Source organism: Nocardia coubleae NBRC 108252 (assembly GCF_001612805.1).
GTDB classification, from domain to species: domain Bacteria; phylum Actinomycetota; class Actinomycetes; order Mycobacteriales; family Mycobacteriaceae; genus Nocardia; species Nocardia coubleae.
The window spans coordinates 174,780-192,871 of sequence record NZ_BDBD01000026.1 but is presented as its reverse complement, the minus strand read 5'-3'; the positions used below and the strand labels follow the sequence as shown (position 1 = coordinate 192,871).

General features: G+C 61.7%; 15 protein-coding genes. All 15 read right to left on the bottom strand.

Features of this window, described 5'->3' with window-relative positions; translation table 11 throughout:
- Positions 1-222: 222 nt before the first annotated feature.
- The 15 genes from NCO8_RS27155 to NCO8_RS31655 all read right to left on the bottom strand — a co-directional run bounded on the left by NCO8_RS27155 (position 223) and on the right by NCO8_RS31655 (position 18,063).
- The gene (locus NCO8_RS27155; protein WP_067643652.1) at positions 223-1,506 is read right to left on the bottom strand and encodes a hypothetical protein; all 1,284 of its coding nucleotides are present in this window, start codon (positions 1,504-1,506) and stop codon (positions 223-225) included.
- 27 nt (positions 1,507-1,533) lie between these two features.
- Positions 1,534-2,580, bottom strand: a complete 1,047-nt coding sequence (locus tag NCO8_RS27150; protein WP_067643649.1) for a hypothetical protein — start codon at positions 2,578-2,580, stop codon at positions 1,534-1,536.
- Entirely contained in the window at positions 2,577-3,659 is a 1,083-nt protein-coding gene (locus tag NCO8_RS27145) for a hypothetical protein (protein ID WP_167353342.1), read from the bottom strand. Before NCO8_RS27145 ends, NCO8_RS27150 begins: the two co-directional genes overlap by 4 nt.
- The gene (locus NCO8_RS27140; RefSeq protein WP_157105137.1) at positions 3,660-4,757 is read right to left on the bottom strand and encodes a hypothetical protein; all 1,098 of its coding nucleotides are present in this window, start codon (positions 4,755-4,757) and stop codon (positions 3,660-3,662) included.
- On the bottom strand, positions 4,729-6,246 hold the full coding sequence (locus NCO8_RS27135; RefSeq protein WP_084457512.1) for a Gp37-like protein: 1,518 nt from the start codon (positions 6,244-6,246) through the stop codon (positions 4,729-4,731). The genes NCO8_RS27140 and NCO8_RS27135 overlap by 29 nt, the downstream gene beginning before the upstream one ends.
- A 113-nt stretch (positions 6,247-6,359) precedes the next feature.
- Positions 6,360-6,671 carry a hypothetical protein gene (locus tag NCO8_RS31675; protein ID WP_157105136.1) on the bottom strand — a complete coding sequence of 104 codons (312 nt, stop codon included), beginning with the start codon at positions 6,669-6,671 and terminating at the stop codon, positions 6,360-6,362.
- 239 nt (positions 6,672-6,910) lie between these two features.
- The gene (locus NCO8_RS31670; protein WP_157105135.1) at positions 6,911-9,301 is read right to left on the bottom strand and encodes a hypothetical protein; all 2,391 of its coding nucleotides are present in this window, start codon (positions 9,299-9,301) and stop codon (positions 6,911-6,913) included.
- A 603-nt stretch (positions 9,302-9,904) separates the two neighbouring features.
- A complete protein-coding gene (locus NCO8_RS27125; protein WP_067643635.1) occupies positions 9,905-10,798 on the bottom strand; it encodes a phage tail protein in 894 nt (297 codons plus the stop codon).
- Complete coding sequence (locus NCO8_RS27120) at positions 10,795-12,939, bottom strand: hypothetical protein (RefSeq protein ID WP_067643632.1); 2,145 nt, start codon at positions 12,937-12,939, stop codon at positions 10,795-10,797. Before NCO8_RS27120 ends, NCO8_RS27125 begins: the two co-directional genes overlap by 4 nt.
- Before the next feature lie 95 nt (positions 12,940-13,034).
- A complete protein-coding gene (locus NCO8_RS27115; protein WP_067643627.1) occupies positions 13,035-13,337 on the bottom strand; it encodes a DUF5361 domain-containing protein in 303 nt (100 codons plus the stop codon).
- A 74-nt stretch (positions 13,338-13,411) separates the two neighbouring features.
- Entirely contained in the window at positions 13,412-13,702 is a 291-nt protein-coding gene (locus tag NCO8_RS27110) for a hypothetical protein (RefSeq protein ID WP_067643624.1), read from the bottom strand.
- Between the two features lie 121 nt (positions 13,703-13,823).
- Positions 13,824-14,411 carry a phage tail tube protein gene (locus NCO8_RS27105; RefSeq protein WP_067643619.1) on the bottom strand — a complete coding sequence of 196 codons (588 nt, stop codon included), beginning with the start codon at positions 14,409-14,411 and terminating at the stop codon, positions 13,824-13,826.
- Between the two features lie 72 nt (positions 14,412-14,483).
- Complete coding sequence (locus tag NCO8_RS31665; RefSeq protein WP_157105134.1) at positions 14,484-14,921, bottom strand: hypothetical protein; 438 nt, start codon at positions 14,919-14,921, stop codon at positions 14,484-14,486.
- A gap of 551 nt (positions 14,922-15,472) precedes the next feature.
- Complete coding sequence (locus NCO8_RS31660) at positions 15,473-16,234, bottom strand: hypothetical protein (RefSeq protein ID WP_157105133.1); 762 nt, start codon at positions 16,232-16,234, stop codon at positions 15,473-15,475.
- A 41-nt stretch (positions 16,235-16,275) separates the two neighbouring features.
- The gene (locus NCO8_RS31655; RefSeq protein ID WP_157105132.1) at positions 16,276-18,063 is read right to left on the bottom strand and encodes a hypothetical protein; all 1,788 of its coding nucleotides are present in this window, start codon (positions 18,061-18,063) and stop codon (positions 16,276-16,278) included.
- Positions 18,064-18,092 lie beyond the last annotated feature (29 nt).

Below are 18,092 nucleotides of genomic sequence, written 5' to 3'. Positions count from 1 at the left end.
CAGAACCTCCCTCAGGCGCGGGCTCCGGCTGAGGCTCAGGCTGAGGCCCTGGCTCCGGCTCCGGCTCCGGCTGGGGCTCAGGATCTCCCTCGACATCACGCGCAGCCCCGGGGTACCCCGCCTCGGGCAATGCCCATTCCGGTGTCCCGCCCTCGGGAACTTCCTGCTGAACAGGGGTCGCTTCCCAGGTCATCACCGGGCCACCGATCTGCAGTACAGGCATCAGATCGTCACACCCTGAAGGCTCGCTTGCAGACCGCGGCCGGCCGGGCTGTCCGCTGTCGTCACGAAGACCGTCAGCCGGTCACCTGCGACGAAGTTCCAGGCACCCGAAACCGTCGTGTCCAGTGCGTGATTCGCTGCGGTGATCGTCGCGGCGGTGCCGGTCACCGTCGTCCCGTTCTTGCGAAGCTCGACAACCAGGTTGCCGGTACCCGCCGTTTCACCGCGGTAGGTGATCTTGGAGACGGTGATCGGCCGCTCGATTCGCACCCCTTCAGGCACGGTGGTGCCCGCACCTGCGGCACGGACGCCGGTGTGGGATTTGAAGGCGATGTCATAAGCCTGACCGGCCGCCGTCGGGGGGCGAGCATTCGAAAGGCGAGGATCGGTAGTCCCGACGGCGGCGATGACGGCACGCGCTTCTTCCTCGGTGTTCGCGCCGAGGAACGCATCACAGATCGGGGTCAGACCGGTGATGTCGGTGACGTGGTGCGTGTGCGCGGTCGGCGTGCGTGCGTTGTGCAGACGCGGGTCGTCACCGGCGACGGCGGTGGTCGCGGTGTCACCGATGGTGGGCGGGAACGTGGCGGGCTTGCCCGTGATCCCGGACCACTGCGTCGTGCCCGCAGGACCACGAACCGTGACACCCTGGCCGTTCGGCGTCCAACCGCTCACCTCGTCGTAGATGTAGAGCAAACCGTCGGCTTTGACAACGAACTGGCTACCGTCGGCGACAGTTGTCGGCAGCTCGGCATAGGTGTTCACCTGGCCGTCGATCTGGATTCCCGCGCCGCGGGGACCCATGATCACGGCGTTGCCGGCCGAGGCAGGAACCGGCGAGACGAGTGTGAGGTCCACCAGACCGGTGGAGCCGACGTCCGGGTTCTCCGGGTCCGCCCCGGAAACATACTTCGGCACGTGGAAGCTGAAGGGTTCCAGCGAAATTCGCTCACCGTCGTAGGCGAGGTCGAACGAGACGCGCCACGTCCAGTCCGAAGGATTGGTCGCCGAGCCGGGCGCGACGAGCCGCACCCCGCGCTTGCCGCGCCAGGTGAGATAGCCGAATTCGTCGAGCTGGCATTCGTAGTGCTTGGGCAGCTGAACATAGGTCGCGGGACCGGCCTGCGCACCGGCGACGAGCACCTTGGGGGCGTCGGCGGTAAAGGTGATCGTTCCGGTCAGGGGTGGAAATTCGGGGAGGTCGCCCAGGTCGGGCCCGTCGATGACGTTGGCGAGGAATCGCCCGACAACTTTTCCGTATTCGAGTGGGGGCAGATCAGCCATGGATCAATGCCTTTCGAGAGAAGTGGGTCACGCGGCGATCGGCACGGCGCGGACCTGCAGGTGGGAGTAGTTGCTGTAGACGGTGTAGCTGCCGTCGCCGGCGACACGTTCGACAACGACGTAGAGGGTGACCGTCTGATTCGCAGGGACGATTCCGAAAGTGGCGCCAGGGTGCATCGGGTAGTCGAAACCCGGTGACACCGGCACGTAGGCAAGGCGGGTGACCCAGTGTCCCCATCCCATACCCACGACGTCGCCTTCCCAGGAACCGATACGAACGGTCACGTCACAACGGTTCGGGGAAGCGGATTGCAATACGACAGCACCTTCCACCTGCGGCCGCCACGCCATCGGCTGGGCGGGCACGGTGATCGTTGCCAGAACCTTCTTCTGCTCCTTCAGATTCTTCCCGCTGAAGAACTGTTTCTCCCCGATCACCCAGGGACCCTGCGGAGCCGGAGTCGGAGCCGGGCGAAACTTCTGCACACCCGCATCCCATGCGAGCACGTGATTCTGGTTGAGCGGCCGGTCGTCGTCGATCAGTACGTCGGCAGCGTCCTGAATACGTCCGGCCGCACCCGGATCACCCTGTGCACCCCTGGCACCACGCGGGAAGGTGATCTCGAGCTGCTGATCGGGAGCCGAGCCGATGATCTGCGCTGCGGCGGCCGAGCCTTCCGCTCCGGCAACAGCTCTGCCGGACAGGGCATTCGGGCGACCGCGGCGGCCCCTGGCCCGGAACGCATCGTCGAACGCGATGAATTCCATTCCGGTCCAGTAGTAGACCGCGTTCTCCGCGATCACTCGCCAAGCCTTGCGCGCATCTTCGGTGCCGAGGCCCATCGCCTCGAGTGCTGCGCTGTCGGCTACATCGCCCTGCCAATGCCACGGCCACGCTGCCTCGCCCTCGGGTCCGGCGGGACCAGCGGGACCTTCACGCAGCTCGATCAGAACCTCGCGGTCCACCAATTCGACCGGATTCACGGTGTAGGGCAGTCCGACCGAATCCGCGACGCCGCGCATGGTGATCATGACGTCTTCGTCGTAGACGTAGGTATTGTCGCCGTTGCTCACACTGCCCCCACGGGTCGGGCCATGCACACGATCTGCGAGCCGGCCATGGTGTAGTCGTAATTGGCGGTGCCGGCATTGCGGCTCAGCACCACGTACAGGGTGACGCCCTGCCCAGCGGGCACAACGCCGATCGGATTGTCGGGGGTCATACTTCGCACCCCGAAGAAGGGCTGCAGCCGTGCACGGGTCGTGGCGCCTGTCACGTGGCCTGAACCGACTGCCACGCGCTGCCCTGTGGCCGAGCCGATCCGCACCTCCACGTCGATCCTGGTCGTGAACTGGTCGCTGTTCTCGACCGATCGAACCAGAACGCCACCGCTGATCATCGGGCGCCAAGCGGTGTCCTGGGCGGGAATATTCAGCTGAGCGACAGTTTTCGTAGCCGCCGTGATCCCGCTCTGCGATGGCGCGAAGCCCGCGCCGCCGTCCCAGGCGCGGTCGTTGACGATCGACCACGGACCACGCAACCCTGGGTAAGACGCAGGTTTCCACTTCTCGAGAACCGCATCCCACACTGGGACCGCACCGTCCGGATGCTCGCCATCCAGGTAGTCCGGTGCTTGACGAACCGGGCCGGGACCACCCTGCGGCCCCTTCTTTCCTTGCATGCCTCTCGGCACCACAAGGTGAAGGATCAGATTCGGCGGCGTACCCGCGACCGTCACCTCCAGGCCGGAGTTCGCCGGGCCGGTGGTGACAGAGCCGATGGAAACCGAGCAAGGTTCTCCATCAGGCCCGAGAGCCCCGAAAGCATCGGCGAAGGTGTCGAAACCGGTGCCGTTCCAATACGCGAGAGCACCGGTGGACAACACCCGCCAAGCCTTGCCTGCCTGAGCAGTCCCGAGCTTGGTGGCCAGCGCGGTCAGCGCGGCCTGATCAGCGATATCGCCTTCCCAGCGGAACGATCGAGCCGCTTCACCAGCCGGCCCGCTCGGGCCTGGCACGCCTGTCATCAACTCCAGCGCGCCACCGCGGGGGCTGCCCTGCATCGCTTGGACGACACCGGGCTGCCCGATACCTTCGTCGATTCCGCGGATCACAGCGGAACCGAAATATTCTCCTACAGTTGTCATTTCCACTCACTCTGTGGGTTCTGCGTAGACGACGAGCGAACAGCGACCCGGTGAAAATCCGATGTTGCCGGTGCCGGTTCCGATACGCTCCACCGCCGCGACGAGGGTGGCCGGCTGCCCGGCCGGCACAGTGGCGTAGTCCGACGACGGCGACAGCGAGCGGGTGGTCGTTCCATCTCGATAACAGGGAGCCGCGGGCAGATACATCCAGCCACCGCTACCCGCCGCCGTGCATGCGACCAACGCGCCCTGCGAGTTACTCAGTCGCACGGTGAATTCCGCTGTCTGAGAGCCGTTGTTGACCGAGTAGACATAGGCCTGGCCATAGACCCGTGGCCGCCAGGCGAAGGGCTGCGCCGGAATGACGAAGCTCGCTACGTCGATCCGGCTGGTCGCCTCGACCGTTTCGGCCAGAAAGTCGTCTTGATACCAGCCCCACGGACCGGTACCCAGCGGTGCGGATGCGGAGCGGAAGCGACGACTGGCCCGGTCATAAGCGAACACCCCGCCGTGGCTCGGCCCGCTTGTCGTCTCGTAGTCCGGGGAACCGGTAATCGGCCCGGATTCTCCGGGAGGACCTACCTCACCTGGAAATCCCGCGGCGGCGGTAACTCGCAGCTCCTGGTCGGCACCGGTTCCGATGAACTCGACCGCGGGAACAATCAGTTCCTCGCGGTGGAGGGTTTCGACCACGGAAATGGTGTTCGCCGGAGCGGGCATACCGGTTGGACCGACCGCATCCACCGAATGCCGCCAGCCCGCTTCGGTCCACACATCCATACCGTTGTCGTCCAGTCGATGCCACCACTTTCCGCGGTCTTCCGGACCCAGTCCGGTCGGACGCGCGGCGGCATCTGCGATGGTCCCCATCTTTCGAAAGGTGCTGCGTGGCTTACCACGCGGACCCTCCGGACCGGCCGGTCCCGCAGGTAGTGGCAGGCCGTAGACATCGTCGGGGACCTGGACCTGAGCTTCGAGGATCGGGAGCCCGTCGATATCGGGAGATCGTTCGGCGGTGATATGGGCGGGAAAACTGATGTCCGCCATAGTTGTTTCCTCCTCTGGGTGAGGGATGTCAGATGATGAGCAGGTCCAGGTCGGCACCGACGTCGGTGGACAGATCCTTGATGGCGGACGCGACTCGACCGAGGCGCTGCCAGGCCTTTACGACCGAGTCCTCTTCGTCGGAGCCGTCACCCACGGTGATCTGCCACGTAGCGGCTGTTTCCCGGTCGTCGGTGAAGGTGAGTTCGGTGACGAAGTCGGTGAAGATCTTCTGGCCCATGGCAAAACCGATCTGGTCACCGAGTCCGAAATCGCGTCCGATCAAGTAGGGCGCGTTGTCCTGAATCGTCACCTTGTGGCTGGTGTAGCCCCTGGACAGATGCAGACCCTGTCGCGCGGCGACGAAGCCGTCGAGCGTGAAGGCCTTGTCGCTGCCGGTGATGTACACCTCGCGGAAGGCATACGGACCGGCCTTGCTCACCCGCTCCATGTCGCGGTAGACCATCCACGCCAGGAACACATCATCGAGCTGGCCGCGATACAGCCAGTCCATGCCGATCAGCGACAGCAGCGCCTTGATCGCCATCTCGATGCCCGCGTTGACCCAGCCGGGCGAACGGCCACCGACGATGATGTCGGTGGCAGTGGGCTTGTGCAGCGCAACTTCAGACGCACCGATTCCGGAGTATTCACCTTCGAAGTACCACACCCACGGCAGATTCCGCATGGTGCCGAACTTGCCCGGCGTCCCGTAGACCGCCTCGTACTCCGTGGTCGAGTCGAACTTCGGGTACCGCATCGGCGTGGTGCCGTCGTCGGCGAATTCCTCGAACCACGAGATGATGCCGTCGAGCAACGAGCCGGTCGGGCCGGTCACGCCCGACTTGTCGACGGTCTCGAGGACAACAGTCGGTTTGTCGAGGAAGAACCACTCTGGTGCCGGCTGTTCGTCCTCGCCCGGCAGGAAGAATCGGGCAGTAAGCATGACACCCGAATCCTCGAGCATCGGCTGGAACAGCTTGTCGGCCATGTCGAATCGCGCCGAGGCCGCGCTCCACCGACTGGTGTCGGTGCGGGGATCGACAGGTACGACCGCGATAGGAAAAGTCGTATTTCCCTGCAGCCGCATCAGATTCATCATCAGGTACGTTGTGACCAGGGTTCGCACCGGGCCGAACAGGATGTGGTGGCGGGGGAACTGGGCCAGCACCGGCGCGAACGGACTCGCCCAGCAGCAGATGGTCGAGACATGGTTCCAGGCATGAATCGCCTCGATGTCCACCGTCTCGACACCGTTCTCATCCCGGACCACCGAGGCCTTGGTGATGTACCCGTCCCACCGAAAACCCCTGGTGTTCACGGTGATCGGCAAAGTGGTGTCGGCATGATTGCCGAACAGGTGGTCGAAGTGCACCATGTCGCGCGGACAGATCATCTTCAACCCGCCGGCGGCGTTCCGCGGAAAACTCACCTGCAACGACAGGTAGCTCCGCTCCTCCCCCACCTCCTGCATGTCCTTGTCCCAGTACCGGACCAGAACCTCTTGATCCCGAGCATCTTCCTGCTCGACCCGAAACATCTCATCCATCCGCCGCGATTCCGCATGCGGGTCCCAAACACCCATCCTCCACCACCTTTCCTTGATTTTGGGCATAAAAAAACCCAACCCGAATCGGGTTGGGTCTCAGCTCGCCGCCTGCACTATTCCAATATCTGCCGCACATGCTCTGCGTAGGCAGCGCTCGCCGACGGAGCCCACCACCACCAATGCGACTCAGGGATACCGATCGGAATAGCACTCTTCGGGAGCGGCGCAACCTCGTCCGCGTGATCGCGCAGCACATCATCGATCTCGGCGACCAATTCGATGTCACCCTCATCCATAGAATCACGCGTTTGCGGATAATTATCGAGTAGGAATTGTATCGCGGACCTACGGACGCTCACATCACGCCACCCATCAATCACCACCGACGTCGCCCGATAATGGCAGTTCATCAGATAGTACGCCATTGTTCGACTGTTCGAATTCACAAGAGAGGAAATGTTGCTCCTCCAGTCGGCTACCGAATCGGACAACTCGCATCCACGGCTCCGAATAATGCACTCCCACTGCACGAGGCCGTCCATGGCCTTCTCGAAATAATCGACCCGAGAATCATGATCCTTCGAGCCACTTCGATCCATCTCGAGAGCGGACTCCAAATCGGAAACGACTGCACTCGTACTATCTGGGAGCGGCGCGTCTCGGCTCACTTCTCTACCGCCTTCGGTACGACGACTTTTGGATCACCATAGCTTGCGATCACTACTTTTCCGTCCGGCATGACCTTCACAATAGCCTCCAACGTCTTCGCACCACCTTCCCAGACGACCGTGCGATGGAACACAATGGTTTTTACCCCGCCCGGGTCACGCCTTTCCTTTACACTGTAGCCGTTCTTCACCGTCTCTGCGGCGCTCGCATGATACCCTGCGAGCGTGGATAGCCCTGAGCTTTCCGGGGCGGGTAGTTCACGTTGGTGCTTAATCGCATGATATGCCGCTCCGACCGAATCTCCGAAGCCGAGACGATCGAGTGACTGTACCGCCGCTATCAAGGGCGCGCGTTCGAGACCCGGGTCAACTGATCTAGCTTGCCACCCACTGGATTCTACCCATCTAACATCATTTACGAGAGCAAGCGAGACCGAATTAAAATCGAATACTCTGGCGGCGTACGCAGGATTGGACTCACCGGGCCTCTTACGCGAGTAGTCTACTGTCTTGCTGTGCTCATCGAACATTGCTTTCACGTACTCATAGTGATTTGCGAAGCTTCGGGGATTCGAAGAACCCGCATGGTCCAGCGCGAATCTCATAGTGACTGGAATGAGGGCTGCCGCCTTACTGGGGAAGCTAGTATTTGCGAGGACACTAAAGGCGCGAATGCGCGCAGGGTCGTTCAAAGCTGTATTCCCGAAAACTTGCCTACCATCTATTCGGTAAGTCCTGAGAAGCTCATCAGCCTTCTTAGAGTTCTTAAGCTCCTTGGCAGAGAGAGTGGGAAATTCGGGCGATTCTCCGAGTCGGACGTATTCGCCTTCGAGCGGCGCGCCCCAAGGTGTACCCTCGCCACCAGGGTTCGGAAGTCGGATGCCCCGCGTAGGAAGGTGAGCGACGACATCTGGCATGTCGACCAAAGTCAGTCCGTCGGGTAGATCTGCGGGCGCCCTACCCTTGAGGATCTCGGGTACCTCCACGGCACCATTGCGCGGTGTCTCGCCGGAGCCGGCAGCAGAACGTCCTAGTGCACGCGCACCGAACCAGGTGGCTCCGATAGCCAAAACAGAGTTCGGGTCGCGCCAGTCCGGAAGACCGACCACCTGACCGGCATGATTGAGGGTGCCAAGATAGTTATCGTTGTCGTACTCCCGCTTCGCCGCCTTCACCTGATCGGCAACGGCTTGTCCGATGTTGTCGCTTGTCGGTAGATTCGGTTCCTTACCGAACATCCCGCCTACACTATTGATAACGGACCCGAGATCAGTCATGGCAAAAAATCCCACACCGATATCCTTGAAAACACGGAGTGTGCCGCCGACGCTGAGCTTGTCGAGCCAACCCAGGTCGGGTCCGGTCGGATCGGGAATGTCAGTAGCTTGGACGGTGTGCTGCACACCGTCCACTCCGATAGAACTGACTGACACGACGTTGCCGTCGCGGTCTTTTACTAGTGCGATACGCGTCTCATCACCGCCCGGCAACTGACTTATCATTCTCGTCAGCTTTTCGGTGGCCACCCGGGACGGGTCAGTCATGAATTCCGTACTAGAGGTGCCGCCTGTCTTCGCTATCGCAGCGCTATAGGCTCGGGTGGCGTCCACAGAGGAGAGCTGTGCGGCCATGCCCTTGGACATTGTTGTCACCGTCACCGGATTGCCATCGCCCGCCGCCCAACCCGTCAGCAACATGCCCTTCGGGTCGAGGGTCAAGCGCGCCACCAGATGGCCGGACCCGTCGATAGTTTCGATTTTCGTATTAGGGCCGTCTGGCATCAAGAAAGTGCGCTTGCTGGTCTTCTCTTCATGGTGGCTTACGACCGGTTTGTTGTTGTCATCGATGTTATAGTTCCACAACCGCTTCTGATTGTCATACTTCCAACCTCGACCACTATTATCTATCTGGCCGGAGAAGGTGCTCTCTACTCCGCCACCGGATTTCGACGTGGTTATGCTGAATGTCTTGTTGCCGTAGTTGTCGACGTGAGTATTGTCGTAAGTTCCCTTTTCGTTCAGCGAGGCGTAGTCCGTTCCCACCCGGTTGCCCTCAGCGTCGTAGCTTGGTGTTCCAACGTGCTTCCAGTCGGCCGTCGCACCGAACTCCGAATGAGGAGCTGCCGACGTGTCGCTACCAGGGAGAAAATTCTGCCCATAAGCGTTTGCTTCAGCGGATGGTTTGTTGACGTAATATTCGCCGCCGAATTCGTTTCGGCCCCATTTCTGATATCCGCCTTGTCCGTTTGCGACGATTCTAGCCGAACTTTTGGTGCCATCCCCCCGATCTTCGACGACATCAACTGATTGGTTGCCATTACCTATGGGGATGGTATAAGTCCTGGTGCCGCCACCCTCCATGGGCACTGTCCAGGTATCGCCCTCCACTCTTCCGGTAGTGTCAGGCATTCCGAAGGGGTCGGAAACAGGCGAAATCAGCGCAGCAGGTGCGGTTGGCGGAACAGGTGACGTTGATGGTGAGGAGCCCGCGGGCTCCTGTGGTGTGGGCACCGCGCCTGGACTGGGCGGAATGTTGGCGGGCGTTGAAGGCACCGGTTGCGGTGTGGCCGCTCCGGACGGTACCGGTTCGTCCAGGAGGTCCAGTGGTGTACCTGTACCTGGGGAGATCTCAGGGTAATTTCCTGTCAGTCCAGGAATCGCGGGAAGACTGGGGTCTTTGAGCGGATCGCTGATCTCCTGAGCAGTCGAAATATGTGCGCTTATATCGGCTTCCAACTTTCGCAACCGAAGTATGCGGTCGTACGCTCTCGCCGCCGACGCCACCGTCAAGCCGTTCTGGCTGTATACGAGTGGATCGCGGGTTGATAAGTCCCACGGAGTCAACGACGCCCGCCACTTTTGAACAGCCGACGAATCAATCGCCCCTGGTGGCGTTGGAATCGCCATCGCGGTACCTCCCTCGCACGCAAGAGAGCCCAATCCGGTTGGCGGATCAGGCTCTCTTGCAGTAGTTTCAGTTTTCGGTACGGATCAGAACGGCCGGGACGACCTCGGCGTCACGACCCCGATGACGCTCGACTCCGTATTTCCTCCGTCGACCTTCACCACGATGTCCGTACTGGTCCACGGATCCAGTGATGCCAGCCAACGTCGGCCGGCCAGCTGACCCCACACGTTGACGCCGACGGAGTCGCTCCCGGAGTACAACCGGGCTGTGCGGTGTCGGGGGTGCGTATCGATTCGAAGCGTCTGCCCCTCGACCAAGCGCGGGGTCTGCACCATTCGGGGCTGATCTCCGCCGACCGGGTCCAGAATCGACCAACGACCTGGGCCGTTCATCGTGTACCGCGGCCAGGCTGGCTGATCAGCGGCGTTGCGAATTCGCAGGATGCCCTCGCCCAGGCCGGACGCGTTGGTCCACACCGCGGTCTCGTCGAAGTGCCGCTCGAGCGGATCCATCGCCGTGGCCGAAATCTTGTACATGGCGAAGCCATTGCGTGCCGGGTCGATGTCGCCCGAAGGTTCGGGCGCGCCATCGAGCTGGAACTGCTGGAAGCGCCAGCCCTGGTGCCGCGTGAAGTAGCCGACGGTGACCGGCTTGTCTGTCGACCAGCCACGGAACCAGGCATCGTGGACCGCGAGGAATTCGCGGACGGGATTCGATTCGCGAGCGCCTACTGCGGTCGAGATGATCGCGAGGAAGTCCCATTCCTTCTTCCAGCGCACCGAGCGGGCGAAGGTGGCACCGTCCTGACGGGCGCCTTCTGTCGTGAGCAATTGGACCGGGGCGAACATGAATCCGGTTTGCGCGGAAAGTCTTACGCCTTCGCGCCCCGCGTTTGGGCCGGCCAGGTGCCAGACCCGCCCGTTGACATCCCACACCACGATCTTGGTGTCTTGGCTGTTGAGCAATTGGTGAGTCATCGCCCGATCCCTCCTCCGCGCTGCTGCACGAACGTAAGACGGCGCTGGACGCGGGCGATGGAGATCGCGACGCTCTTGGGGTCCATGCCATTGAAGTTGTAGATGTCGCCGCGGGCGGTGTGGCCGCCAGGCCCGTCGGCAAGGTCCGTCAGACCGAAACCGGTACCGACAAGTTCCTTGGCCGTACTCGCCATCCATTCGACAGGCTTGGCGACAAGGTCGACTGCCTTGCCCGCAACGACCGACCCGGCGAGCGAACCGAGCACCGACCCGATCGCGGCGCCGGCCGGACCGGCGATCGCCGTACCCAGACCCGCACCGAGGAAGCTGCCGACCTGCCCCGCCGCGTCTTGGGCAAGACTCTTGGCTGCGCCGGTGACGCCCTTGACCAAGCCACCCGACGAGGAACCGGACAGAAACCCGGAAATGCCTGCGGTCAGGCTGTCACCTTCGCTGAAGTCGAAGGCCTTTTGCTGCTCGAACGGCAGGATGAATTCGTCTTCAGGGTTGATACCGAGCTGCTTGGCGAGCTCGCCTTCGGCCGCGAGGGCCTCCGAGACGGACGGAATGCCGAGGGCCCCGACCAAAGCTCCGACCGTAGATCCGGCATCACGCAGAGCAGCCGTGTCGCTGAGGCCGAGTGACTTACCGAAGTTGCTCGCCAGCTCGCCGCCGACGATCGAACCACGATCAATGTAGTCGGCGCCGCCGAAAGTGCTCTTGTGCACGGGTTCGGCCAAGCTGGTCCCCCGGAGGCCCTCGCTGAGGCTCGGGGTTCGAGGTGTGGTGGATGCCCCACTCGCGGTGGTGCCCCCGGTGCCGCCCAGAACGGTCACGCCATTCGAGCCGTTGCCACTCACGACGATGCTGTTGCCACCACCGGTCGATCCGCCGTCACCGCTCGGGATGGTCACCGTCGCCGGAGAGGCGCCGCCTGGTGCCACCACTCCGCCCGCCCCACCGTCGAGCGGCATCTCCGTCGGCATGGGGTCGATCTGGGTCTTCAACGACATCGAGGCGGCGAACCCGCCTCCGAAACGCGACCCGATCGACTCGCCGAGCGACTTACCGATATCCGGCGCCAGCTCACCGGCCGGGCCCAATGCGGGGGCGATAGCGCGACCGAGTGCCAAGCCCACTTGGCCGCCGGCTTCTGTCGCCGAGGACATGATCCCCGCCGTCAGAGCCTCGGACAGCGAAGCCAACGGCGCCACCGATCCGGTAGCTGCGGCGGTCGACGGCTCTGCGAATGCAGGCGCGATATTCATGACGCCCTGCGGCTGAACGTTCAGCTCGGCCGACAGGGGCGGCGCATCATTCAGACCTGGTGAATACTGCTGGCCCAGATCGACTTTCACCGGGTCGTTGGTGCGGCGGGTGAGCGGCCCACTCCCTCCGAAAACCGGGGCGAGAGCGCCACCCAGCGCAGCACCGACAGCACCAGCTGCGTCGATCGCAGCACCGCCGACACCGCCGAGGACATCCGCGATCAGACCTGTTCCGAGTAGATCACGCCAGCGGTTCGGGTCACCCATCGGAGAGCTGCCGACGACACCGCCGTCAGCGAAGCCCGGAAGCATTCCGGCCAGGTAACCGGCGGACGGAACCCAACCCGCATTGATCGCTTCCAGCAACGGCAGCGCATTGGAAGTCGCGGCCGCATTGACCACGAATTCACCGTTCGACAACCGCGCGAGAATGGAGTCGCTTGTGCCGGTGCCGGGTCCGCGCACAGTGCCACCGCCGGCGTAGCCGGCAGGCACTTCTACGACATCGTCGACACCCGACTCGGCCTTCGCCGGATTCAGCAGTGTCGTCTTGGAGGAGAACTTGATCAGCCGAGTCTTGGTCTCGGCATCGTCACCGCCGGGGCGGAGCAGATCCATCGCCTGCCCCGCGACCCGTTCGGCGATAGCGCCCGGCTGGGTGCCGAGAACGTCGGAGAGGACGCTGTCGAGAACTCCGAACAGACCGGAGCCGATCAGAGCGTTCGGTGGGATTCGGCCATCCGAATCAAGGGTGATCGGATCTTCGTCGGGCAGGGTGATCGTCGCAGTTCCCGAGCCGGAGCCGCCTTCCCAGACGGCTCCGCTCGGCAGAGTGATCCGCTTTCCCGGAGCCGGTTGGCCGCTCGTGGTCATCGCAAGAACGTCCGGCAATGTCATCGCCGTTGGGCGTTTCTTCTTCACAATTGGTATCCACTTTCTGCGTTCGACCGCTCCGGCGCTGCGGCCACCTACTCGGTCCAGCCGAGGAACTCGTTCATCTGCTCGAGTTGTGTTGCCGTGCCGAGACGTTCACGATCCGACTTCACACCGGGCCGCTGAATCGGCTCCGGGCGGTTGCGTCCGCGCCTGCCGTCGTCGGTGCGCGCCCATACCAGCCACCGAAGGCTGTCGGACACGTCGGCCAGCAGGTGTTCGGCGACTTGCCATCGGCTCGATTCCGGATACATCGTCCGCAGCAGTGCGGACTCGATCGGCAGGTGCTTCACGATGGCCCGCAGATCAGCCCACCCGAGAACGTCCGTACCGAGCATCCGCAGCCGCAAGCCGAGCGCGATCAGGTCGTATTCGATTGCCTCGCTGTGCTCTTCGAGAAGAGCATCGAGGCTTAGGATTCCCCCAGGCTCAGCCCCGAGTGCGCGCGCCAGGCTTCGAGCAGCTGGTGGTATGCATCGGGATCCATCTCATCGAGCACCGCGAGCGCTTCCGGGGTCAAGCTCAACTCGAGCAGGGTGTACATCGCGTCGACGTCACCGAGCCGGCGGATCCGGCGCACGAGGCCCGGCTTCAGGTAGGAAAGCGACGGCAGCACGATCTCGGCGCCGTCGACGACGTAGGTGAAGTCGTCCTTCACGGTGCTCGGCTGAGCAATCTTGATGGGGGCAGCAGGAGAAGTCATGGGTAGCAGACCCTTTCGTTGTTGCAGAGTTTCGACAGGTGTTTGAAGAAGGGGCCCAGCGGCGGCGGGCGGGCCTGCGCATAGGTGTATTGACCCGCCGCCGTTGGGGGTCTAGAGGGGATCAGGCAGTCTTGATGCCGTCGTCCAGGTAGCGGTAGGCCTTGACGCCGGAGTCGTCCTTGAAGGCCTCGACGTTGATGGTGAAACCGGCCAGCTCGTTGGACACGAACTTCTTCTCGGTGATCGAGGAGATCTTGGCGTTCGGCAGCACGATGCGCAGCTTCTTGTCCTCGGTCTTCATATCGAAGATCCACGAGCGACGCGGCAGCACCATGCCGGTTTCCTTGACGTTGATCAGCTTGCCGGAGGTGGTGGTGGCCGCGGTGGCGGTCACGTTGTTCTCACCGAAGATCTCGCCGAGCACGTCCTGGTCCCACACCGCGTACAGGGTGAGGCCGAAGCGAACCGAGTGCTCGGTCTGCAGCTGGGCGATGATATCGGCGTTCCAGTCCTTGACCGTCTCCACCTTGCGCTCGCCGAGCGACTCGATGCCGTCCTCGGAAACGTAGCCCAGCGCCTTGAAGGCGGGAGCGATGGTGCCGGCCGCGGTGGTCGGCAGGGTGGTGTTGAGCGGCGCCACCAGGACACCGCCGGAAACGGCCAGGTTCGGGGTACCGGCGCCGATGTAGTTGCTGGAAGGCAGAGCCATTGTGTTTACTCCCTTGGGATTGTTGCGCAGGCCCTCGGGATTGGTACTTCAGTTGTTCGACTCCGTAGGGAGTCAGGCGAGGACGGTGCCTCGCACAATCAGGTCGGCGACAAGTGTGTACCGCGGAGCGGCGGTCGCCGGATCGGTGTCGTTCTCCATGCCGGCGTCCTCTACCTGATCGCACCAGACGGTGCCCAGGTAGCCGGGGGCGGCCGCACTCAAGATCGAACGCACCAGGGCGGCAAGGGTTGCCGCTCCGCCTGCGTCGTCGGTGCATTCGAGAACGACGCGAGGACGGTCGAGGATCAGGTGGGCGCTTCGGCGACCCTCCCGATCTTCGACGTCGACTCGGGCTTTTCGGTCGTTTCTGGTTACTCGGACCATGCGGGTCGGATGCGGATCCTGCACCCGACTGACCACAGTCGCCGTATCAGACATCGCGGCAAGTTCTGTCGCAAGATACGCGACCAAAGTTTGTTCGATATCAGGAAATGTTACTCTTTCATTCATGACATGTCCTTGAGCAGAGATTAATCGAGAGCAGAATTTGGGTACGAACGCCCCGACCAATCGACGATCGGGACAGTCATTTATCACGCAAGAAATGCCGCGATCAGGAGCGCCTACCATCACACTCGGGGCGGTAAATAGACGGGCAACACAACAGTATTGCAATCGACACTCAGCACGAAATTTTTGCGCGTAATTCGGAAGAACAACAGCAGGTCACCCCGAGGAGAAGCGTCTATTGCAATCACGTTTACATTTGCCCGATGCTGATCGCTCTACATTCTATGCCGATCACGACGATACGCCGTGATCAGTTCATCAAGAGCAATGCGAGGGGCCGACGATCATCTCAACACCACGGCAACAAACTTGATCCTCGATATCGACTCGGGCACTTCGGCCCTTCGCGCCACTCCGACGATGCGAATGAATGAGGGGGCATAATATCGATGTTATCATCCCCGATGCGACTTATGCAGCCAGGCCCATAAGCGGCCCAATCAGCTCTCACAGAAGTGACATTAAAGGCTACATACTTATGGATCAGGTCATCAGATCCTTTGCCCGAGGCCATCCGATGATACATGCGGCCAACCTAAAGCCTTGCGCACAGCCGTGATCTGAGCCAAGTTCACATCACTCGGGCTGTCTCCTATCCGAATCATAATTCCGCTTGAATACTTTTCAGCCACGACACCCTCGGGCCATTCGACTGACGCAGAGACAGGCACAACCGCGGTGTCCAAATAGGTGCACCACCCGAGCGATGTGGTCCATTCCATACGGGACCGCCAGGGGTTCGGACCAAATTTGAGACTCGGCTTCTGACTCGTATTATGTTGTGGGTTGATCCACGCACAGGAGATCGGTCTCCAAACGTCAACCAGTACCTTGGTAATATCCGACATCTGATCCTGGCGAATCAGATCGGAAGGTGGCTCATGATCTTCGAAAGCACCAGAACCACCGGGGCGTATTAGCACCCCCGAACTACGCCCGATCCTCGAATCGATCCGTACTGAAAGCTTCCAGGCAGGATCGGCTGAGCAGTTCACTACTGTAACATCGGTCACCCCTGCCTTGGTTCTGCGTTCGAACATCGCTTTAGCATCGACGAAGTCGGTACCCCGCAGGGGTACCGAGCTCTCGGATCCGTCAAATTCAACCCACGTAGCAAAATCTTCCCATTCGCAATTGAAAACACCCAATATGAGTGATAACCGCTTCCACATTTCCACAAAGTCTTCAACGACACGCATTCTTGGCGCCGAGGCAATGGAAGCGGGAAGCGTCGCTGCACAGATGAGATTCATCAGCCATCAATCTTTCTTTCGTCGTTATCCTGCCTCCGATCCTACACCCAGCCATTCCGTTCTAGGAACTCTCCGAATGTTGCATCATGATTCGGATGCTGGACCCCGACACTTTCTAGAGCAGCCTTATATTCGGCCGCAGACATTATGGCAAACTGCCCATTAGATATTTCAAAATAGAACTCCTCCTCATAGGCTTGCCTAACCAACTCATTCTCGGTCACAATGATCGCGCTGTACCCTGGACCCATCACATCCATGGTCAAATCGAACTTTTTCCTGAAACCTTTAGCATCCGCGTCGAGGATGAACCGCTTCTTAAACTCATCCTTTGGCCCACCGGTGACCGCATCAGGTTCAATCTTCCAAAATGCCTTGAAGTCGACGAATGCGAACAATTCAGCGATGTATTCATCGATCTTTACATAGTTGCTTTTCATGTCTGGCGCTGGGACGAATATCGACGTGTAGGGGAATAGGGCATGAAACAGCTCCCAGGCGCGTCTATGATCGACAAGTCCAGTAGTCTGAACAATGACGTCGCCCTCTTTGTCGAAGTCGCGCACTGGGTAACGCTCGGATCCGTCGCCAAAGCGGCCAGTTAACGGTAATTCGCGGCCGGCAGGAGCATACCGCTCTTGCGACACAGTTCCCTCGCTATCGATGATCCATCGCCAATCGGGCGCGTCTTCTGGCTCCACCTCCTCATCTACCTTGGCGCTATCAAGCCCAGGATCTTGGGCCGTAGGGCTTTCAGTAACGGGACCCGCCGTCGTTTGATCCGCCGCAGAGGCAGGTATTTGTGTGGCAGGTGCGACCGGTTCAGGCTGTAGTGGTTTTGGACTGGTCTGCGTCGGATCGGGTAGTGCCGTTGGGTCGTCGACACCATCGGATTCAGTATCAAAAGGATCGAGAGCAGGCGGCACATGCGGCTCCCAGGGGGTGACCCTCTCGGTGGGGTCTACCACGGGACCGGTTATTTCCGGGAGTTCGGTAGATGGGAAGGGCGGCCCCAGGATGGCCTCTTCCGAAGGCACGGGGATAGCGGTTATCTCGGGGATGACCGGAGGAAGATGCGGTGCTGGAGTCGACGCGGGAAGCGGCGGCGCCGGTGGGGGCGTAGGGACTGAGCCTGGCTGCGCTCCTTTTGACGGTTCCTCTCCTTCAGGCGGATCCTGCGAAAGTAGCCAGATCGTCCCGGCCGTGGCTGCCGCGCCGACGCCGACGGCGAGCACCACCGGCCACGAAATTACTGCGGCAAATGTTCCGGCAGTGATAAGGAGGCCGGTTTCCGTGAATGCCAGCGTGCTGAGCGCAGCACCAGTGCCAACCGCTGTGGCGCCCGTGACCAATGCGCCGGTCGTACTCAATGGCGGGCCCTGCCTGAGCGCAAGGTTCTCTGGGCCGCTCGCGAGGATCCCTGTACCTGAGGGCATCCCGTCGTATCCACCCGTCGCCCCCTCGGGGCCGGATGAGGATTCCGGTACCGACGTCAGCGCGGTAGTCAGGGTTGCCGAGCCGATCAACGATTTGGTCACCGTCGTGTCTGGCAGCCCCGGCGTTTGGAGGCGCGTCTGCATCGCGGGGACTCCGTCAGCCAGAGTCGGTCGTTGTTCGATGGTGCTGCCGGGAAATAGGATCGTGGCCATCGTCGGATCGAGGGCGCCTCCCGGTTGCCCGGTCTGGTTGTCGAGTACAGCCGCAAGCGGTCGCCCGCCCATGACCATTGGGTCGAGCATCGGCAAGCGCGTCGTGAGATCGGGCTCGGCTTGTTCGTTGGGCTTGCCTGTTTCCGATGGGTCAGCTTGAGCAGGGGACGGGGCACCCATCGACGGGACCGGTGATGGAGTTGGCGGCG